Genomic DNA, 22,434 nt, shown 5'->3' on the forward strand with positions numbered 1-22,434 from the left:
TATGCCTCGTTTCAGGTCATTCTAATGATTTGCACCATTTTGATTTACAAAATGGTGAGGTAAACGATTAGTAGCCAGCAAGATCCGAAAAGAATGGCAGCCTGGATCAAGGCATGCTTTTGGTCATTAGTAGCGAATTGTCATGTAGCGGCCACTTGGCAACTCGCTACTTTACCGAGTGTCCCCGTATCTTGACAGGCGACGCTGAAATGCGCAAGTCCTGTTAACGGAGTAATACTAGCTAAGTCTCCGCCGGCTGCGGAAAGCTGATGGCACCGCGGCCGATTATTTGCAGAGAGGATCAAACGCTACAGGAGTTTCGGATACGATAAATGAGGACCAGGATGCGATTTGCAAATCCATTATCTTACAGCCCATATTTCGTTAAGATTCTCACTACTTCTTCATTGGCTTTGCTGTCCGGATAATTCTTCTTAAGCACGGCCGCTTTTTGCTTCAGCTGCTTGAGCTGAGCGGCCATCGCTTTCTGAAATTCGGTATTTTTGAGATCGACGCCGGCCGCGGCCGCAACCAGTTGCATATCCAGCTTTTTGATCATTTCCAAACCTGGACGAGCCGACAGTTCGTTGGCAACCACTTTTTCTTTCTTCAAAGAGACGATCAATCCGTTGGCCTTGGTGGCGACCGAGGTTCCCTTAAAGGAGGTCGACAGGGGTTCGACTTGGAGGAATGCTTCCAGGGGACTATCCTTGGCCAAATCTTCTGCTGTGGTCAGTTTCTTTTGAGCCTCTGAGACAATCGCATCCACGAGAGATTTGGCTTCAGTGGCAATTTCATTCGACCCTCGCGACAACGCGACGAGCTTCGGCAGCACAGACAACGGCGGAACGCCTTTGATCAGACTGTCCGCATGAGTTTGCACCGGTTTTGAAAAGGTACTTTTTCCGGTCTTGGCCACGATCGCTTTACCCACGGCCGCACGAACGATGGGATAAGCTCCGTCGGGATAGCCTCGATAAATGCAAGCGCCCGTGTGGTCGAATACTATGCTGTGGGGGATGGTTGAAAAATCGTTCGCTCCATTCACACGCGTTCCCGTCGTAATCGTGTAACTGACTCCTTTGCTCTCGGCCATCTGCCGGATTTCGGCGTCCGTTCCCTCTTGAGCATGCGAACCGATCGTCACCAGTCCAAAGTCAGCCAGCTCCCTGTTTAGAGCCGAGACATGCGGTAAGGAGGCAATACAGGGAGGACAGTGGATGCCCCAATATTCGAGAAAGATAACTTTATCCTTCAGGTCTTCCCTCTTCTCTTGAGGGCCGCTAACGGTCTTGCCAAGGAAAATATCCGTAGTCTTAACTTTCAGGTTATAGTTGCCATCTTTGGGATCTTCTCCGCCGTCGTCCTTCTGGCTACTTTTGGTAGACGATTTCTTGCCCGCGGGAGTTTGAGAAAACCCCGGAGTGGAGTTCAGGCAAAACAAGGTAAAACAAGTGAGCAAAACAGTCAGGCGAATCGCAAACATGATTGTTATCTCTGATCCGTAGTTAACGAAAATATTCTATAAGGGAAAAGATTTGAGAAAATAGTTCCTGTGCTTTTCCACCATGATTGATCGATTTCAAAGATCCTATTTCGATACCTACCTTTTCTTGGCGCAGGTAAGCATGAATTCGAATCGCCGTTTCCATGCACGGGCAAAATCGAGAAAGTAATCATCGATTTGAAATGACAATCTCCCCAAGTGAAATATCCTACCTTTGCATCGCCCGGCAAGGTAAAAGCAATGATCAACCCGACTCATTATCCGCTTCTTGTTTTCGCGATTTCATTCAGTTCGCTCTGGCTCTCGGCGTGGATCGGCTGGTCGTTGCTTCGAAGGCAGCGGGCCATGGAATCGGATTTACGAGAAGACTTCGGCCTCATTCTTGCGGCTTCACTCACCTTACTCGGACTCATCATCGGATTCAGTTTTTCGATGGCCACAAGTCGGTACGACCTACGTAAAAACTACGAGGAAGCCGAGGCTAACGCGATTGGAACGGAATACTTCCGGGCCGATTTGTTACCCTTTGCCGAAGCTGCGAAAGTGCGTTCGCTGTTGAGAAACTATCTCGATCAACGTATTGAGTTTTATCAGGCGGACGACGAACAGCATCTCCAGCAGATCAATGCGCGTATTGTCAAGTTGCAGAATGAGTTATGGTCGGTTGTCGCAGCCGCCGCGGAGGCCCATCCCACGCCGGTCGTCGCTCTGACAGTTTCGGGTATGAACGATGTGTTAAATTCCCAAGGATACACGCAAGCAGCATTCTGGAACCGAATCCCGACGACGGCCTGGGCTCTGATGGCCTTTATCGCATTAGGCTGCAATTTACTGGTGGGGTATGGTTCGCGAAGCACCACTTCGGGTTCTAAATTATTGCCAATACTTCCCTTTATCGTTTCCGTTGCGTTCATGCTCATTGCAGACATCGATTCCCCGCGCCACGGAATTATACGAGTGAAGCCCCAAAACCTGATTAGTCTCTCCGAATCCCTGCAAGTGCCCAACCTGTCGAATTAGTGGTACTTTGTGTGCTTTTGATCAGGCTATGATCGTCAATCGTAGATGGGCCAGCGAACCGTCGAAGACTCTTAGTCATTACTACTCTGAACAACTTTCAAAGTAAAAGGCGCGAATAGCGCCCCGCCAGAAAGAGCAGATACCGTTTTTTCATTTTTGGAACTAAAAAAACCTCATCTTGCTCCGCTCTTCTCGTCCTGATGGGGTCGTCTATCGAACGGTATCGAATGTCGCCTGAACAGTGCATCGATGAGTGAATTCGACTTGCTCTGTTTGAGGGACATACTTGAACTCGAATCTACAAACGTGAGTCACTTTACTGCAGGAACCGCAGATGGCGGCATGCGAGAAAATTTGGCCCTTAATCGATCGATTTTGAAAATCTCGAAAGCTCGGATCATTCGATTGGATATGGATTCGGTGAGGCAAATCAGCTGAACTCCCGTCCCGCGGCTGGTGGAGAAATCCAACCGCAGTCATGAGTTGATCTCCCGAAAGGAGATCCTTCTCTATTTTTCCTCATTCTCTTGTACCGCCAGGGGCAACGTAGGATCCCCAAACACCATGAATTTCATTCCCTGAAAAAAGATCGACGGAGGATACCAGTCGTCGCTCGGTTTCAGTCGCGCCAACCCTTCCTTGGCATAGTAGTAACTGATGGCACTAGACCAGCAATCCCCGAGGTGGGGATGCGGTGCCTTTCTCAGAGTCATCATAAATCCATCGAGTAACGTCAAGGCGCAGGGTTGACTTCCCGTATTGCAGCCGATGTAAGCCACTGCGCCGTTGAGGCCGCGCTTCAATACTTGTTCCCCAAGCCCGGTAGGGTTATACTTCCCCTTCTGATACGGGGCAGGTGGAGGTGGTGGCTCCTTGAAAACCTCGCCTCGGTTGGTTCCGATATGTTCCTGCCCCTGGATATCCACATACGCTTCATAGGGCGGCAGTGGAGCGAAGTAACTCGTACTGCAACCGACCGAGATCATGATTGGCAAACGATCGGAGTTCTTCACGCGAGCGAGACTGCCGACTGAGAAACAACCTTCCCAAGTATTTTCACTGCCGTGCCCGGCGTGGACCACCAAGGAGCTCCCTTCGTTTAACAAGGCCAATACATTCTTTTCGTTGGGTGGAAGTGTTTTGAATTTCGGATTATCGTTGCTGAAGAAGTATCGCTCGGCTTTCCAAGCCATGGGCATCTCGGAGGCGATTTTCTCCAACTGGTTGCGGGCATCGACCCATCCGCCTACATGGAAGAGGCCCATCTTGTGCAACCCAGGATGGTTACCATCGAGAATACTCTTCTCATATGCGAGCGATTTGGTGGCCACGATGTTTACTTCTGCAGGAGTGCTGACGGGCCAGCGGCCGACGGCAATTTTGGGATGGTACTCGATCTGATCGTAGTTGATTGGATCTTTCTTGTTTTTCTCGCCGCGCACTTCACCGAAATAATGGACGTGGAATCCTTCTTTCCGGGCATTCCAATCTTCGAAACTGCCATCTTTTTTGGCCAGGTCGGAGTAATAGAGATCGGAGGGGTAAAAAGAATAATCGAATGCGGCCGGAGTGACGCGGTCCAGGACCATATAGCGGACGGGGAACACATCGATATCCCCGACTAACAGCACATACTTGAGATGGTTTTTACGATACGCGTCATACAAGAAACGTTTGACTTTTTCCGGGTCGTCAGCACCCGCAGTTGTTTTGAGAGTTCTTTCCAGCGAAACCAGTTCCACCTTGAAAAGCTTCTGTTTTTGCTGAACGTAATCCTTCAGCGCAGTATGAAACTGATCGGGGGAGACGATCATAAACAGGCTAGGATCTTTCTTGGGCTCTTGCGGCGACTGTGCAAAAGCTGTCGAAGCGTATAAGAATCCCAAAATTGAAATAAATAAAAATCGAGGCATCGATTAAACTCTAAAAGGAGTGCTATTCCGAAAATGGTAAATTTTTAAACCGAAAAATTAAGTGCCAGAAGACATTGCTCAGGAAGACTTCAGCTCAAGACGCGCCGCTCACAGAAATTCAGTCGTTGCGATGTCTCTATTACGTTCCCTTATTTAAAATCATTTTACCTTCCAACGCAACACTGTCAGAGAAAGGGGCGGAAAAGTATAATCGAATCGACTTGAAGTCGCTTTCCAGTGACTTTCGGTCACGGCTACCCGATTAGGAGAATCAAAATCATTGGTGACATCCGGTTCTCCGGCCTTCCGAGTATCCGACAATGTGAAGACATCGGCTGGAGGAAGCGAATCCCCAAAAGCTGACAGATCGAGCGGTCGGATCTCTTCCTGCAACGAATTGTTGACGGCAAACAGAGTAAGGGTGGTCCCATCTTTCGAGAGAGTAGCGCTGAGATCGGGAACTAAATTCACCGGGAGATTCGATTCGATTTTCAGAGCAATCTCTCCGGCGTAAGTGGCATAAAGTTTTTGGGCGTAATAGGTCGGTGTTTTATATATTCGATACGAATCGGTTTGAATAATTCCGGAACAGAAACTATTAATGAGGTTGGATCGGTTGGCAATGGTTACCAGATCGGCATTCCGGTGCAACAGGTTTTGATATCGCGAGCACAGCAGTGCATTTTCCAAGGTCCAGAGCATACCACGCCGAGGTCCGAAATCCCCGGCGGTCGTATTCCATTCCGTTACGCCGACTTTAATCGATCGCTTTCGGGCATGCTTCTGGATCAATTCCCGCACACGTAGCAGCTCGGCCTCCGTACTGGCGATGTCGCCGATCGAGTACTGATGCGGACAAACGAAATCGAGCCACTTGCCCGCTTTTTCCAACACTCCTGCAGACGGATAACTCGATAAAAGGCAAATACTGGGATCCACCGCCTTCATGGCTTTACAGAACTCGGGTAGTCGATTTTCGTAGTCCGAGCCGGACCGCTCGTTACCGATTTGCCAGTACATGATCCGGTAAGGTTCCGGGTGGCCATTCGAGGCGCGGAGCCGGCCCATCGGCGTGTTCCCATCGCCATTGAAATATTCCACCTGATCGGCTGCATCCTGAACTCCTTTCTTGGTCACTCGAACGCAAATCAACGGCTCCGCATTGACAGAGCGGCAAAATTGCACGATCTCTTCCAAGCCTGGGCCGGTCGGTTGAAGCCCGCCCCAGGCTCGAAAAGGCTTGCGATGATCGGGATTGCCGAGCGTATCGCGCCAATCGAATTCCCCTAGGTTGGCATCATCCAGGGCGCTGCCGCCAAAACGGATAATCCCTGGCCGGAGTTCCTTCACTGCTTCGACGACATCGGACCGCCAACCACCGACCGTTTTGACCGGCATCAGGGAAACATTGTCGATCCAGAGTGTGCCCGGTCCCCGAAACGAAATCTCAATACGTCCGGAGGTCTCTTTCTGACGAGGGGTCAGTCGAGCTGAAAATTTTTGCCATTTCTGTCCCGCGGTGAATTCGCAGGCCGCCAGTTCTTCCGAAGTCCCTTTCAACCGAATATGAACCGGGCCGGAGATTCCCATCTGGCGTAGATAACAGGTCAAAAGGCAAGGTTCGTTGGCATCGAGGGCCAACCCATCTTGACTCACGCCCACCGTGCAGGGCGAAGATCCGGTGACGGCGATTTTCTGGGAAACCAGACCGCTAACCGGATTCGTTTTGTCGAGCGTAAAATTGGCTCGATTGGTGGCCCCACTCGGGTACCAGGGCTGTTCGAGCGAATCTTTTGCCCCAAGGAAACGAACCTTATAAGGGGTTAACCCTTCGAAGCTGCCATCGTGAATTTTTTCGGCCCACATGCTCGGGATGAGATCGCAGAGATATTCGACGAATTGACCGTACTGAAACGGATCTATCGATTCTTTGAATAGCGGTTGATGGGTGATCTTCAGAGGAAATTTTCTCGGATCGATTTCTTCCAGTTTCAGATCGCTGAACCAGACTGTGCCTGTCCCTTTTCCAAATCCCACAAAAAAAAGGACAAGCCGGATTTTACCGTCGGGAGGCGGCCCGAACGCAAGTGCAACCCGAGTCCACTCGGTGGTGCCCCGACGATTGACACCACTGACGATACTTCCCTTCCCTTCCGACTTCTGGACCTGGATGGTTGCGCTAACTGACGCCGCGTGCGGATCGAGATTGTTTGTGCGGACCCATCCGGTGATTTGATACATTTTCGCAGGATCGAGCGTCATCTCCTGGCCTAGAGCCGTGTCGGATTCCATCGTGGAGGAAATTCGGACGGACTTCTTCCCTTCGTGGGTGATCGCAGGGTCGACGGTCACTTCCGCCTGGGCTCCATAAGTCGTCACCTGCCAACCAGTTATTCCTTCCTCAAACAGCGCATTTCGAAACGTCGCTTTCGCGGGAGTGTCCGAGCTATGGAGTGCGGGTGTAAAGATCAAGAAAATGCTCAGGAGCAAACGGGTAGAAAATGTTCGCGGTAGATGCATCATGACTGTGATTCGTCTGAAGGAAGAGGATGTAGCAATGCTGCGGAAAGTTTCACATACTGTCGGCAGAATTCAACAGCAATTCTGCCAAACTTTTTGTTCATGGGCTAGCAGATTCTTTATCCTCTTCCGAAATCTCGCGGGCATAACGTACCGGAGATCGCTTGGAGAGGCTTTGTACCACTTATCTCGACGATAGTTCACCAGACAACAGCCGGAGGGCGGCGTCTCGAACCTCAGAATTCGTTTGAGCTTCCGCAGCTTTTTCTACCACCCTCATCAATTGAGGAAAGCGTTCGCGCATCGGCCAGAGCAGATTCAAAGTCGCCAATCGAACTTTAGTGGATTCATCCGTTTGCAATACATTTTGAAGGGTCTCATAGGCTTGCGAAGTTAGAAAACGAAACCGGAAAGTGACAACCACTTCTTCGCGGATATCGGAATCCGAATCAGTAGTGAGAGTGTGCAGAAGAATTTCTTCGGTCTCCTTCGAATGAATGAAGCGTAATGCGGATATGGCCGTGCGCCGGAGGATATTACTTTTATCGTTAAGATAACTACTGATAATCGGTACGCTTTCACTCAGTCCGGCATTGCCGAGTATCATTAGCCAGTGCTGCGTCTTTTCCTCGCTATCCGCTTTTTGAATTTCTTCGACCGCCCAGGCGACGATCTGAGCAGCGCGGGGAGCTGCCGTTTTGGATAAGTTGCGGGCAATCGAACCTAGGCAAAGCTGGGCCAGCGGCGCGAGCCCAGGTATCGGCGAGTTCCTGGCCAGATCGCGCACGGCTTCTTCTAGGGCTAGAGTCGGGGCCTTAATCTGGGAGATCGTAACCAATAAAGATTGTGCCACGAGAGGTTCCGGGGAACGCGCTTTCAGCAGATTGAGTAGGGCCAGTTGACTCTCATCATCGCCGACACTCACCAAAGCGGTTGGGATGAGCTTCAGGGTCAGACTGCCGGGTGTTGCCCGCCTTGCCAAATCTCCCCAGCGCTCGCTCGATTCCGGATGAACGACCATAAAGGCCTTAATTTTCAAATAGAGAGGAGTCTGATCTTTTTTCTCCTGTTGGTTACTCTCTTCACGAACTAAATCCGCGACGAGACTTTCGAAGGTGGAATCGCCGAGCTGCTTAATTTGCAGTTTCTTAATGTCGGCGGGAGCAAAATGATTCGTGAGGGTTTCCGGATTGACGCTCTCAGCTATTTTTGAACTCTGCTTGATGAGAAGGCTCAGCTGTTCTGCAGATGCATGTTCGTTTCTCAGAAATTCATATCGAATGCTCGATTCACTTGTAGAAAGAGTGGTGTCGCTAACTAAAACTTCTGTACTTTCGGTTCCTTCGATGGAGCGCACTAGACCGAGCTGGGAATCGAATATAATTTGCAAGCTGCCGGCTGGAACGAAGGTCATTCCCATAGTCTCTTCACCAGTTGTTCGATGGAACTTAGGAGGCTCAATTTCTTCTCGGCTTTTAATGAGTGCAATTCGCTCGGGGTGAATACTGAAATTCGACTGATAGACGGCTCGACAACGACCTGCGGGTACGTCCTCCCAAACTTCCCAGGCCTCCGGATCCTGTTCGTCCTTAGGTAAGCTAACTTGAAAGGACGCTATGATCGTCCGAAACGAATTCCGGGATAGTTCGTCATAATATTGAGGAAACAGCAGTGAGTGAATCTGCCCCTGGAGATCGAGATCCGCAATCACAGGCTTGGCAAAGTCGGTTGATATTTTCTTGGCACTCTCTAAAAGCAACTGCTCGCCCAAAAGAAGCACAATCTCCGAGTTGGGCATGGAGTAGGCAACTCGCAGCGTGTCGTTATTTCTCTCCAAGACGGCGACCGACAGTTCCCCTTCCGCAATAATTTTCATAGACTGGGTTTGCTTGCCCGTGACAACCAACTTTTGACCATTACCGAGGGAATTTAAATCGATAGCTCCAGACCCCGCATAGCGGAAACTGTAGATAGAGCGCTCACCTGGAAGAAGCCGGTACGAAAAGGTGGGAGAATGAAAAAGAAGGGGTCGAAGCACTCCCCCCGCTAAAAAACCGGAACAGATAACGAATACGAGAGAAAACCAATACCACTGGATGTGACTGCCGTTTATGATCGAAGACCGAGATTTTAGCGTAATCATATTATAATCTCCGATGTAGGCACAAACTTGTTATAATCCGGTTGCAAATGACAACCAGATGTAAATTATCTTCGAGTAATTATTTCAAAGGAATAATCTTTTCTGTCGGGTAAATTAGATCCCCATTGATGGGGGTCCAATCGGGCCAAGAAAACAACTTGTAATCGGCTACTTGCTGCCAGCTAAGATTCCAAACGTCAGGAAAATTAGGCAGATTCATTTTGCCGATGATATCGATTTCGCCGCCTAGAAGTGAAAGTGTGTCGTTCGCATAATAATCGAATATTAATTCGGGTGTATTAGCAAAACTGAGGGTCACAGATCCATAAAGATTGAATGATTCATTGATAAGGTTCAAGGTTCCACTCACATCGAGTTCAACTTCATCCAACAATGAAACACCGACAGTTGCATAAATTGTGCATGAGATCTTCAAAGCGGGATTTATCGAAGCCGTGGTAGGCGCAAGTAGGAAATTCATGTTGGCTTTAAAATCACCCTTTGTGGCGAGGCCAACATCGACCCCAAAAAAGAGAATGGGTACCGTAACATCTAAAAGTGGTACATCGTAGGGATAGTCCGCATTGATGATTTGAAAATCGGCGGGCAAGGATTGATTGAGCGGTGTGAAGATATCGTTTCCTAAAAATGTCGCGGAGAGTTGGACCTGGCCAGTAGAAGTGTTTTCAAAGCTTGCACTGGTCAATTCGGCGTGACTATCAAAGAGGTCAAATTTATTTCCGAATATATATCCTCCCGCCTGGGTCGCGGCCTTTACGTGCAAATTCTGCGAGAACATGGTAGCATAACCTTCGACCTCATAATTACCATTAACGTAAGCTTCGACGGAGCCTTGATTACCGAGTTGCCAGTTCCAGGGTTGAGTGTAATTCCAATTCCAGCTTTTAAATAGATTAGCGATCGTGGAGACGGACGAGGTGCTGATTTTGGTACCATTTATAAATTCGTGTGCGGAAGTGAGTTCTTTCTTCACTATTGCAACACTATCCGCATACTTCTGCCCTTTGACAGGCGTCGCAGTTAACTTCTTAAATACAGGTTGAAGCTCGCTTAAAAGTTTGGTTTCGGCCGGAGTAATCTTTTGATTATATTTTGTGAAATGTTCGGAATTCGCTTGTTGCCATTTTGCAATATGAACATCGTTAATCTTGATACTTTTAGAAGAATTAGAAAGGTTAGCTTTAGTATATTTGCTGACGATGGCTGAGGCTTTTTGTTCCGTTGCTGGAGTGACTTTGGTCATCAAATTGCTGATATGAGCTCTTTGTTTTGCGAAATCTGCTTCTGAAACGTTGCTCTTTGATGTCATCGTCAGTGGATGTTTAGCTTTGTTCCGAATACTAAAACCATAGCTATTCAGCTTTTGCTCCGCTTTATTCAGAAAGCTCAAGTAATCTCCGAGTTTTACTGTTTTTTTATTAGCCAGCGTTAGCTGCATGTCCGAAGTCGCCTTCTTTCCTACTTTATCGAAGTCGGAAAGTTCAAATTTCTTGAACGCCACAGGCTTTAATGCATTCGTTGCAGTAAAATCCATTTCCTTAAGAGTAACCTTTCGCATTGCAAACTTTGGCTTATTCACTTTATTTTGTGTCTTAGTTTGCCCGAAGCAGACTGCACCCGTTGTCGTAGAGAGTAGCGCACAAAGCCCGAGTGTCAACAACTTTTTTTTTCGCCCAAATAATCTCATGACAAACTCCTGGAAGTAATCCCGTAAAGACAATGGGTACCAATCGATATGCATGCGAGAGAACGAAATCGCTAGGACTTGGCCAAGCTATCCGGCTGAAGTGTCCTGATCGAAATACTCTCTAAGGATTAACTGCCGGGACGAGCGAACAGTATACAGCAAAAATCGATTTCTTTGCAATTTCTGAGTTCTTGGTCTGGAATGACATCACTCATCAGTTTTTTGTGGGTTTGATACTGATGTCGTGCGTGGTGAGTTGATCGGTAACCACAATCGAAGTTTGAACCGTTTGATGACCGGTCAAGCTCACTTCGACTTGGTAAGTACCGGCAGTCGCTATGGCTGGCAGAAAGTGACCATCGGCACCTGATTTACCCGTTGCCAAGTTGCCCCCTTTTTGGGAAATTACAATCTGAGCTCCGATAAGCGGACGAACCGGATTCGAACCCGCTTCAATGATCCGGATGCTCAATTTGGTATCGACTTTGGGATCCGATTTAACGGCTTTTTTGAGATGAACATCTTGCTTAAGATCGTTATCAGAAAGAGTAAAGTCCACCTTTGCAGGAAGGTAGCCGTTCAAGCTAGCTTCGAACTGAAACTTTCCTGACACCAATCCGGTAGGAGAATAATTCCCATCTGCCCCCGTTTTTCCCGTGGCGATTGTTCTTCCAGCTTGACTGATTGTTACTTGAACGTTACCTAAAGGACGTAATGGATTGGTCCCATTTTCCACAACACGGAAAATAATGGTACCCACCTTGGGGGACGCCCCCGTCGTTTTAACCAGAGGTTTTAAAATGACTTCGCGATCGATACTTTTATCCTTGATGTTGATCGAGATTTGCACGTTCTGATATCCGGAATGAGAAATATCAACCTGATAATTTCCCGCGCTGAGATTGGATATCTTGATACTCCCATCTTTCTCCGACTGCCCTTTAGCCACTTCTTTTTTCATCAGCGATGCGATAATTTTGCTACCTTCCAGAGGATGGGATTTCTCACCGACTTTTTCGATGATATGGAGAATCAGCGTGGGTTTACCAGTAGCTGAATCGACGGATGGCTTCAAAAATACATCCCGACTAATCTCTTTTCCCTCGATGGAAATGGTTGATTGCGAGGTCTGATAACCCGGTTTGCTGACTTCCAACTGAAAGCGGCCCGAGGCGAGATTCCGCAGGGTACATTGCCCGTCTTTTCCCGTTTTCCCTGACGCCACTTCTTTTTGATTTTCCATCAAAACCAGTTGGCCCCCTTCCAAGGGGTGTCTTTTTTCGCCGAAATTTTCCCAAACATGTATGTCGAGAACCCCTTGAGCTTTGGGCGACAAATTGTTGGCTTCCACTGTAGATCCTGCGACCAAAACCAATTCTGCTCGATTTTCACCCATCGCTTGAATAGTCAGCTTTTTACCAAGCGACTTATAACCGTTCGAGGTCACCAATAAAGTATAGCTACCAGCCGCTCTGGGCTGGAATTGGATTTTTCCTTCCCCATTGGTGATACCCCGTAAAGCTTGATTGAGCGGTTCCCCCTCTTTTCGAAGTAAGATGTTGGCACCTGGTAAAGGTTTCTTCCCTTTACCATCGGAGACGGCGACATAAACGGTCGCCGAGAAAGTCAATTCTTTCTCCAGTTGAATCTCCAATAATGTGTATCGATGGGGGAGAACTACTTTTAGGCCGCTTTTAGTCGTGCGATAGCCCTGACCAGAAGTCTCAATCTCATAATTTCCGGGTGCTAGGTCTCGAGAAAATACCCCTTTCGAATCTACATCGATCAATTCCGCTTTCAGTTCCGGATGACTCAAGTTCCGCAAGCTGACACGGAGCGAAGTCCCTTTAGGAAGCGCTGCTACAGATATCGATCCTTTGATTCCTTGACCGATGGCTTGAACTTCTTTTAGGCGGATGAGCGTGAAATCTTGAACGGCCTTCTCAGCGGTAATAGAAATTGGTTCTCTGGGGGTTAGGGTTTCATAGCCTATCGCCGATAACGAAGCCAGATACTGACCCGGTTCCAAGGAAATTTGATAAACCCCGGGGGTATTACTGCTGGGTCCGTCGGCGAACACCTGGATCAACGGACCAGTTTTGTTCATGTTGCGTAAGGTTATCTTGACTTCGGGAACGCCAAGCGCAGCCCCAGAACTATCTTTTGCGGATACGAAGCCTCGCAACGAACTTAACGTCACCGCAGGCGTTTTGATCGACTTTTCCTTCGGATCACTCTTGCCCCGAACCATTGAAAAATCGCAAGTCGCAAACCCCTCACTCTTCGTCAGAGTGATTCCCCTTCCCTCATTTTCGTCTTTAAAGCCCGGGGCCTGAATTTTGTATACATACGCACCGGGTATAAGTTGAGCTTTATACAAACCATTCTTATCGGAAGTGACGCTTGACACGACCTTCCCCGAACGATCCTGAAATTCAATCTTTGCCCCTTCCACCGCACCTGAGATATGTCCTTTCTCATCCAAAGCCAGCACCCGGCCACTTACTCCCGGTCCGGCCGCCCGCAGAGGAACGGTGAACAGAAGCACGAACAAAAGAGTCTTTTTTGCGAGGGAGCCGAACTGTAATGGAATCGGGTGCATGTTCGCCTTTCGACTGAGATTTCTAATGATCCGCCCTTCACTGGGAGACCAGTCGGACTCCGAACAAAGCCGGGGGATGTACTGCATCGAAAGGTCCCCCCGTGATCGTGACTCGAATACCCATATAGACTGCCCCGGAAGGAGCATTCAGGGGCGAAATCAGCCCAGTCAGCGGCGAAGGCATGGGATCTCCGGCCACCGCAGTCACCGGACTGCCTAACGTTTGATAACCGGTTATCGGGGCGCCTGCGGAATTGAGCCAGTTACGCTCCAAAAGGGCCGTCGCCGATCCGGAAGCGCCAGGTCCTCCCAAAAAACCGAGATGGGCGACCAATCGACGCGAGGAACCGCTCCAACAATTCACCTTGAGAAAGACTTGAGTGCTATCTCCAGCCTGGGGTTGAATTCCGACGTGACAGCCCCGCCCAGTCGCTTCGAAAAGGATACCGCTATCGCTCACGATTGATCCGGCCGACCAGACGCCGCGATCGGTTCGTTTTGCCGGCATTCCTCCACTTAACAATTGGGTGGAATGGGAAAAGGCATACGGAGTTCGGTAGGCGAATGTGGAACGGACTCCGCCATAAGCGGGGCCGCCTCCCAGAACCGGTTGTGTCGCGGGATCCCATACCGTGCCGGCGGGAAAGAGCATCTTGGCGGCACCGATTTTCAAATGCGGAGTCGAAGTCGGATTGGGAGAAACTATTGGTGTAGCAGAGGGGGCGTTTGGATCGCTGGAGGGCGTAGCCGCGGCAGCGGGAGAAGTTACCAGCGGCATCGCCGTAACTACTGGGGCGATAAAATAGTCGCCGTTAGCAGTTCCTGAAGGGATCGTCAAGGTCGCGGAACGCGCTCCTCGAGGTTGCGAGACCGTGGTGTAAACCGCTTCTGCTGAGGGGACGGCTTTTTCAGGTCGGATCGGCAGCAGCGAAATTTCATAATGATCGACGGTGCTCTCATCCCCCGAGATCGTCCAGATTATGCTAAAGGTATCGTCCATTTTATAACCGCTAACTATTCGTACCTGATTGATCTGAATGGGCTTTCCAAATGGAACGGCCGTCGAACCGCTCGGAGGAGAAGAACTGCTGGCTGCTGGAGGTAGTGCATTGCTCCCCGGGGGAGAATCGGTACTGCCCCCTCCACCGCTCGAAGGCGAATTTGAATCGCCGCCCCCCATGGATCCCCCGCCAGAGGAGCCTCCAGTGCCGCCCCCACTGCCATCGAATGAGGAACCACTCCCACTGCTGGAGCCCTTTTCGCCCGGAAAATTGTTCGAATTATCCGTCTGCGGATCTGGCGTGGTAGAGGAGTTGGAATTGTTCGAATTGGCATCTTTAGTGTCGTCTGCCTTGGGATCTTTGGGATCATCGGGTTTCGAATCCTCCGGCTGGGTCGGATCGGCTTTAGTATCATCGGGTTTCGAATCCTCCGGCTTGGAGTCCGCCGGTTTCGGGTCATGTGGCTTAGAATCGTCCGTTTTCGGTTGGCCTGAGTTCATGGCCGTGTTGTCGGACTCGGCTTTAGGAAACGCAGGATCACTGGCATCAGGAAGCGGCAGAGGTTGAAGAGTTTTTGGATCCAAGCCTGCGCCATTCCCAGCTTTCCAAACGAAGGTTTCTCGGGATATGGGAGAATTCGTGATGGGTGTTCCATCGGTATCCGCATGTACGGGGGGAATCATGCGAATGGCTTGCAGAGATTTGCGATCGAGATCGACGGTTTCGCTGTCATAAACGCTTTTCCCGTCGATTTCGACAATCAGGCGCAGGGGATGCCAACGATCCGGAGTTTTCCCAAATGGTTTGGGCTGACCAATCATGCCCAGCGAGTAGCCTCGTATATCCGACTGTTTCAAGGGACCGGAAATCAAATCGAGCGAAAAAACTTGTGGCCCGTCAGCCCCCGATAGAGGAGCAGCCGGTGATCCGAGGAGGTAGGAATGGCCTCCCGTTCGAAAATAGACGTAATTTTGAGTATCTGCCGCACTATGGGTGTCTGTGAGCAAAGTCACTCGCACCGATTGAATCGGAGCCGCATCCCGCCAAGGGGATGCGAAAGTTTTATCCTCATACCAACAATAGACGCCTGAAAGTTGCCCCTCCAATCTCCGTCGTTCTTGTAATAAGGGCTGGTAAGTCTGGTTGATGCTTGCCAGATTTTTGGTATCGTCTTCGTTCGCGAGATTCGTGTTAACCAGCTCAATGAGTTCCGAACGATTCGCGTCGATCGCAGCAATCTTTGTCCCCAGATCCGCCATCTTCAGGCGAGCCAACTCCTGCTCCATTTTGGGTTTAACCAAGGTTTGGGCCGGTGTTTGGTTCGGCGGATCTTTACTGGCACTCCCCGATGCAAAAAGCTTTTCATTGACGGTAATTTCGTAGCTTTTAAGAATCCACCCGTGAGTTGCCTGGCTCATGAACCCGATTCGAGAAATATCGGAAACTTTCACGTCTTTCAGCAGTTGAGAGGTCGACTGGAAAAGGTCCTGCCCCGCATCTCCAGCAAGCTCGAAAGTGAATGTGCCTGTCGATCCGGCCTTGAGAGTTCCCTGGGCATCCGACTTTTGGGGAATCGCACCGTAAGGAGTAAGTTCGTCGCTTTTTCGCCCAACCGGCTGCAGCCAAAGAGGAAATCCCAAACCGAGATCGAGTGCGAGAGGTTCGTCGCAGTCACTTCCCTCATCGACATGAATTTTGACCGTCAAGCTAGAGACTAGTTCATCGGCTTCGAACTTTTCTCGCGGTTTGGGGAGCGAATCCTCTTGCGATCGTAACGCCCAAACTAGCAGCACGATAGAGAAAAGGGCTAATATGCCTTTGGGAAACGCAGTCATAAGACTACCTCTTCTCAGCCCGGTGAGACTAAAGTGACTCTAAGAAGCTCGTCGATTCAACGATTTAGGGCCGCGCTGCGAACAATCTTTGCGGACTGCCGGAAATATTGGGATTTCGCAACGTACACCTAATGACGACTCTTTTCTAATAACTGCGTGTCCGGGGTCCTCGTACACAGGATAGCGAGTAATTTGTAAAAAAAATTTTCAGTAGCGATAGAAATGATGAACATTAACTTGAATTTCTTTTTCGGGATCTCCAAGGCCGGTTCCCGTTCCCAATTCAGGGACCCCTGAAGTGAAGTTTTAGCGAGGCGCTTCGGAGATTTTCAAAAGGGTTTGCGCTTCCCGGCGGAAAGCGTCCAACTCCTGAGCCAGGGACTCGGTAAGCAACGCTTCTTTGTGACATTCGTGTGCTTGCTCGTACCAGTTGCGTGCCCTCTCCGCATCTCCCAGCTGATGATAGCTCATTGCTAAAAAGTAAAGATCGCTGGCCGGATTCTGCCAATTTTTTAGACGACTTTTGTTCAGCAAATCAATCGCCTCCCGATAGCGAGCTGAACGGTAGAGTGTCACCGCCAGGGTGTTTTGGATAGATCCATCATTCGGATCGAGCTCAAACGCCCGTTGCGCCAGTGGAAGTGCCTTTTTAGCGTCGCGGTACTTCTCGGGTCCGGCCACATAAATCCAGGCCAGTTGATTATAAGCGAGCAAATCTTGCGGATTGAGTCGAACCGATTCCTGGTAATCTTCGAGGAGTTGCTCGGTTCGGTGGAGCAATTCGCCGAACTCGGCCCTCTTCTGGTGATAGCGATATTGACCCGGAAGCAACTTGATGGCCATCGAAAGATCTGCAAAAGCATCCTGCAGATGTTCCTCCTTCCAGCACAGAGCCCGTTGATAATACGCTTCGGGGCTTATCGGATTGAAGGCCAGGGAAATGGACCAGGCGGCCAGCGCCTGTTGGGTAAGATCTCGAACCACCAGCCGATGAGATCTAGAGGTCGAACCGATATCGGAGGAGGATTGAACGGCGTCCCAATCGAGATCCATGTTCGCGAGGCCGGTCCGGATGAGGCGAAGATCCCAGATGTGAATCGATTTACCGATCCGCGAACTGGCGATCAGTTTGGTTCCATCGGGTGTAAATCCAAGCCAACTGGCTTCATGCTGATGCGGATCCTCGAGGCGAGCCAACTCCCGACCTGTATCGGGTTCTAAAAGACGGATTCGACCGCCTCGGGATTCGACTGCAAGTAAGGAATCGTCCGAATTAAAAGCGAAACTGCTGGCACTACCGAGAATCGGTCCTGGATTCCAGCTTTCAACGTGCCAGAGCCGGAGGTGTCCCGAATTCGTGGCCAGCCACTTGCCCCCTGGACTGAATTTGACATCAATTTGGCCGGTTTCTGGCAGAAGTTCGACCGGCTGCTTGGGATTCGGTAACGTCCAAATCCGAGCACCGGTTCCATGATGGCTACCTGTCGCGAGCCAATGTCCATCTGGACTCAATGAGACTCTTCTGCAATCGGGATGGGTAACTTTGATGGGTTTACCATTGTCGATCGAAAAACTGGCCCCATTTTTTCCAGTTCCCTCTGGAATGGCGATTATCCTTCCATCCCGGCTGATATCAAAATCGCAATCCGATCCGACTTGACTGCCGATTTCCTCAAAACCGAGTTGCAAGTTGTTCTGGCGGAGTGGTTCAAGACTCAAGGGGTAGCGAGAAAGTCCTTTCCAGGAGAGTACGATGGCCGTACCCGAGTTCTCCAACTTGACGGAGCGCGTGCCCGCAGGGAAGCGAAAGAGTTTCTGACCGTTTTCTAGATCGAAGAGGGTTGAACCTTTGGAAGTGGCTTGGGCAATGATCCGCCCACTCGGATGGATCGATGCTTCGTAGGGAAATTCGTCGCCTGAAGGATTCGATAAAGAGATGGTGCGATACTCAATTGCCGGATTAACTCGCCATAATTCGAGTGCGCCTTCTTGCAGGTTATTTTGAACGAAAAGCCCATCCTCCGTAGTAGGGACCTTAAAAAACTGACCTGGCAATATCATCAGCAACTTACTCGTCCGCCAGTCCCACAACCGAATCTGATTTTCCCAGCCACTGGTCGCCAAAATTTCTCCACCGGCGATAAAAGCAATCTCTGTGGTCGGATTGGTAAAGCCTTCTAAAACGGCGTACGGTTGACCAACTTTTATATCCCATAGATAAACTGTTCGCTCTGGATAATTGCAGTAGGCGAGGATATCTTCCTTGGCATGCCACGCGATGCTGACCCCCGAACTCGAAGTTTGGGGAGTGGGAAATTGCGACATCACGTGGCCGTCAAACAAATCGCGAATCTGAATCCGATTATTTTCAATGCAAGCGAAACGTTCTCCCCGTGCATCGACGACCACTGCTCGACCATTCGAAATGTTAGCAATTTGAATGGGCTGCTGCTCCGATTCGAGGGGGCACAAACAAATCGAGCCATCCATCTTCAGGCAGAGTAGACGATTATCCGGCGTAAAGCACATAGACCGGATTTTATCCTGATAAGGGAGAAATCGAGCCACTCCGCGCTCGGGAGTCCAAACTCGGAGTTGATGGTCGTCCTGCAAGTGGGCCACAAATTTCCCGTTAGGACTGACCATGAGCGAAGAGTCAATCGGATGAGCAACGAAGTCCTCTGCAACGCGGGAATCGTCCGAAACTTTTCGTAAGCTGATTAATCCCTCGCGATTCGCCCGAGCGTAAGTTTCAAAGTGAGAATCGATGGCAAGGGATCTGGTCCCCTCGGGACACCCCGGCCAACTTTTCGTGGTTTCGATATCGGGAAGTACTAAAGCCGCGATAGCGAGATTTCGCAACTCCTCCAAGCTCGAGGAAGGCAATTGAAGCTCTCTCGCGAGTTGAGCGGCCTCGCCAATAACGCGGAGACTTTCCTGACGTTGACCGCGCCGACGACTCAGAACCCCCGCTTTTGCCTGGTCTTTAAGGGATTTCCACAGTTCCTTTTTCATCTCGACATTGGCATCGATCGCTTGTTTTCGGGCACTGACCGCACTGTCTCGTTCGCTTCTCCAAATTGCAGCGGCGATGCTGGAACCTAACGAACCCAGCAGGAGAAGGAAAACCAAAGCCCCGAGCAATACGGCAACAGTTGGGTTGCGGCGACGCCATCGCAGTAAAAGTTCCTTCCGAGTCGCCCGACGCGCTTTCACGGGTCGATCGGCCAGATACCTTTGGAAATCTTCCGCCATTTCGGCGGCCGAAGCATAACGTGAGTTGGGGTCTTGAGCTATCGCCTTGAGAACGACCGTTTCGAGGTCAACGGGGATCTGGGGATCGATTTTTCGAGGGGACAACGGAGCGAGCTTGGTGATTTGAGAAATGAGTTGAAGCTTGTCTCGTCCCTCAAAAGCCGGTTGCAAAGTCAACATCTCGTAGAGCGTTATACCCAGAGCATAAATATCACCGGAGGCTTCTGATTTTCCGGAAAACCGTTCCGGGGCCATGTAGCGAATCGTTCCAACGATATCGCCAGTATTGGTTAAATCTTCTGCATCGGTCGCCTTCGCCAGACCGAAATCGGTGATCCAGACAATACCCTGGTGATCGAGTAACAAATTGGAGGGTTTGATATCGCGATGAATAACCCCCTGTCGATGCGCATGGGCGAGTGCGTCGGCGATCTGAAAGCCGATTCCAGCGACTTTGCGAAAATAATCTTTCCCATGGCTGAGTGAACTAGCATTCGATGCAGTCGTGGTGACTTCGGTTATGAAATCCTCCGGTCGGCCTTTCTGATTGTGTTGAGTTTCTCCGTCGGGTTCCGAACCTTTCTGCACTAGGAATTCGGTCTCAACAGGGTAAGCTAAACTGCGATCCCTCATCTCTTTCACGTCTAGTTTTTTCACATTAGATGAACGGCGGGAATGACGCAATTTTCGGAGATCTTGGAGAACCTGATCGAGTCCATCGCCACGTATGAACTGCATCGCGTAGTAATGAAAACCATCGCTCTCTCCGACGCCAAAAACCGGAACAATATTAGTATGATGGAGCCTAGCCGCTGCTTTGGCCTCACGCCGGAAGCGTTCCTGGAATGTCGGAGTCAAAGCGGCATTTGGGGCCAAAACCTTTAAAGCGACGTAGCGACCTAGCGACTCTTGCACCGCTTCATAAACAACGCCCATTCCGCCCCGACCAATCTCCCGCTGAATCAAATAATCCCCCAGTCGTTGCATGGGCCGGCAAAGTAAGCTCGGCGTATTTTCAGATAGGCTGGGAGCCTCCTTCGGTTTCAGGGATTCCATTAATTCTAAAGCGGGAAAGAGATCCCGAATGCTTTCGGCCCACTGCGGATAACGGAGGGTATAATCGGAAATCGTTGGCTTCTCGCCTCGACGAAGGCGCTCGGCGAACTGTTCGGCGAGTTCCTCCACGGAATCGCGTTGGTCGCCCGAAGAATCTATCGAAGCCTCTGATTTTGAGAGCATTTCAGTGGTTACTCTTTGAAGACTTCCGGATGAGTGGCCAAGATTTCTTTCAGACGTTTTAGAGCTCGCATATATCGATTGCTGGCCGCGGCTTTTTGGATGCCGAGAAGGTGGGCCGTCTCATTATTAGACAGTTCCTCGAAATGACGTAAAGTCAGGATTTCTCGATCCAAAGGGGGCATGAGATTCAGAGCTTCCTGCAAAAAGATCTGTCGCTCCAGACGGATGGCCGCGTGGGAGGGCGTCGATGTACTTCCGAGAACATCCGCGGCCAGAGACGCGGAACTCGCGGGAGGGAGCCCTGAATGGAGCGGAATTTCCTGCCCGGCATCCCGCATTTTTGCCCCTAGATGCTTCCTGTGCAAAGCCAGTAACCGCTGACCTGTCAAAAAGCGTAGCCACAGGTAGGGCGGCATTGTCGGATTGCTCGCATACTGCGGCGCCCTTCGTACGACATCGACACAAGCCTCTTGCAATACATCGGAAGGATCGAGCCGACCTTGCAGTCGATGATCAAGACGCAGTCGAACCATTCGGCGGAGCCGAGAACGATAATATTCAAACAACTCGAGTGAGGCCCGGGGATCTCCCTCGAGGAGTCGACGCTTCAGAAGTTCAGAACCGGACCACACGACAGACATAGTCGACCCCTGAGTTACTACGACAGTCTATGTTTTTCGCGCGAAGAGATGGGAAACTTACAGTGGCTATTGTATCAGTAGAGATTCACCAGAAAGCAGGAACTTGGGAATCAAGGAATAATGATTCACCTTGAAGTCGCAGCTAGACATACAGGAGCGAACATCGATCTCCGACTTGGTGCTGCCGGAAACCGCGTCATGTCTTGAAGGTCCCACGAGAGCAACAATCGCACCAGCGGATCTCGCAAGCACGCCCACGTGAAATTTGTCGCTTTAGCCGAATCGTTCCGAAAATCCCTACTCGTTCCTTCGCAATTGACACTGCCCCAGCATCACAATTCCATGAAGTCAATTTCGAAGCAATGATCGCTGCTGGAGGTACCAATAGTGTCGTTGAATCGCTAATATCTCTGAGATTCTACTGCGTTACAGCATCGCTCAAATTATTTAATCTCCTATAGGAGGCAATTAAAATGCGACGGATGTTTGTTCTGCCTGCTACCTTTCTTCTCGTTATGGGGGCAACTTCGTTCTGCAGCGTCGCCGTTGCTCAGAAGGAGGAACCGCCGAAGACCGGCGCAGAGAAACCTCGCTTCGAGGATTGGAAGTATCCAAAGGCTAAAGAGTTGAGTAGCGGTCAAGGCGCGGGCGGGTCTCATGCGGTGCTAACTACAACAGACGACTTGGACAAAGTAATAGCGTTTTATGAAAAGAAAACAGGGCAAACGCTCAAGGTCGATCAACCTGGCGGACAGAGTATCAGCGGTGGTGCGGGCGAAGCGCGGCTATTCCAGGATGACTCGATACAGCCCGGCATCAAATCCGAGCCGCGACCCGTTGTCGTTCGTATCCTTGTCCAACGTGCAACGAGTTACGATTTAACCCTGGTAATCAGTAAGGCCAAGGGTGAAGATTACACTCACATTGCTATGACCTATTTCTCAAGATAAGTTTCCTTATTTAAGCACGACCGGGACTTCCCCACTGAAAATGGACACAGATTTAAATCCATTAAGCCAAGTTGGGAAGTTCAGGGGGCTTGCTTGTTTT

At 50.1% G+C, this 22,434-nt stretch carries 11 protein-coding genes; 2 read left to right on the forward strand and 9 right to left on the reverse strand.

Annotated features, from left to right (window positions below; genetic code table 11):
- Positions 1-367: 367 nt before the first annotated feature.
- The gene (locus tag KIH39_RS09350) at positions 368-1,486 is read right to left on the reverse strand and encodes a TlpA family protein disulfide reductase (RefSeq protein WP_213499066.1); all 1,119 of its coding nucleotides are present in this window, start codon (positions 1,484-1,486) and stop codon (positions 368-370) included.
- Between the two features lie 261 nt (positions 1,487-1,747).
- Between KIH39_RS09350 and KIH39_RS09355 the strand changes: the two genes are divergently transcribed.
- Complete coding sequence (locus KIH39_RS09355; protein WP_213499067.1) at positions 1,748-2,527, forward strand: bestrophin-like domain; 780 nt, start codon at positions 1,748-1,750, stop codon at positions 2,525-2,527.
- Positions 2,528-3,036: 509 nt separating this feature from the next.
- Here KIH39_RS09355 and KIH39_RS09360 read toward each other — a convergent pair.
- The 8 genes from KIH39_RS09360 to KIH39_RS09395 form a co-directional block, all read right to left on the reverse strand.
- Positions 3,037-4,440: a C25 family cysteine peptidase gene (locus KIH39_RS09360; RefSeq protein ID WP_213499068.1), complete on the reverse strand. Its 1,404-nt coding sequence runs from the start codon at positions 4,438-4,440 to the stop codon at positions 3,037-3,039.
- A 159-nt stretch (positions 4,441-4,599) separates the two neighbouring features.
- Entirely contained in the window at positions 4,600-6,963 is a 2,364-nt protein-coding gene (locus tag KIH39_RS09365) for an alpha-L-arabinofuranosidase C-terminal domain-containing protein (RefSeq protein WP_213499069.1), read from the reverse strand.
- Positions 6,964-7,144: 181 nt separating this feature from the next.
- Positions 7,145-8,836, reverse strand: coding sequence for a HEAT repeat domain-containing protein (locus KIH39_RS09370; protein ID WP_213499070.1), 1,692 nt, complete (start codon positions 8,834-8,836; stop codon positions 7,145-7,147).
- Positions 8,837-9,182: 346 nt separating this feature from the next.
- Positions 9,183-10,811 carry a hypothetical protein gene (locus KIH39_RS09375; protein ID WP_213499071.1) on the reverse strand — a complete coding sequence of 543 codons (1,629 nt, stop codon included), beginning with the start codon at positions 10,809-10,811 and terminating at the stop codon, positions 9,183-9,185.
- 214 nt (positions 10,812-11,025) lie between these two features.
- Positions 11,026-13,500 (reverse strand): carboxypeptidase regulatory-like domain-containing protein, encoded by a 2,475-nt coding sequence (locus KIH39_RS09380; RefSeq protein WP_213499072.1) that lies wholly within the window; start codon positions 13,498-13,500, stop codon positions 11,026-11,028.
- Positions 13,451-16,249, reverse strand: coding sequence for a hypothetical protein (locus KIH39_RS09385; RefSeq protein WP_213499073.1), 2,799 nt, complete (start codon positions 16,247-16,249; stop codon positions 13,451-13,453). The genes KIH39_RS09380 and KIH39_RS09385 overlap by 50 nt, the downstream gene beginning before the upstream one ends.
- 306 nt (positions 16,250-16,555) lie before the next feature.
- Positions 16,556-20,743, reverse strand: a complete 4,188-nt coding sequence (locus tag KIH39_RS09390) for a protein kinase domain-containing protein (RefSeq protein WP_213499074.1) — start codon at positions 20,741-20,743, stop codon at positions 16,556-16,558.
- A gap of 8 nt (positions 20,744-20,751) precedes the next feature.
- Positions 20,752-21,384, reverse strand: a complete 633-nt coding sequence (locus KIH39_RS09395; protein WP_213499075.1) for a sigma-70 family RNA polymerase sigma factor — start codon at positions 21,382-21,384, stop codon at positions 20,752-20,754.
- Between the two features lie 473 nt (positions 21,385-21,857).
- On the opposite strand from KIH39_RS09395, the gene KIH39_RS09400 reads away from it, so the two are divergent.
- Positions 21,858-22,334, forward strand: a complete 477-nt coding sequence (locus KIH39_RS09400) for a hypothetical protein (protein ID WP_213499076.1) — start codon at positions 21,858-21,860, stop codon at positions 22,332-22,334.
- The last annotated feature ends 100 nt before the right edge of the window (positions 22,335-22,434 follow it).

The sequence above is a fragment of the Telmatocola sphagniphila genome (assembly GCF_018398935.1).
Classification (GTDB): domain Bacteria; phylum Planctomycetota; class Planctomycetia; order Gemmatales; family Gemmataceae; genus Telmatocola; species Telmatocola sphagniphila.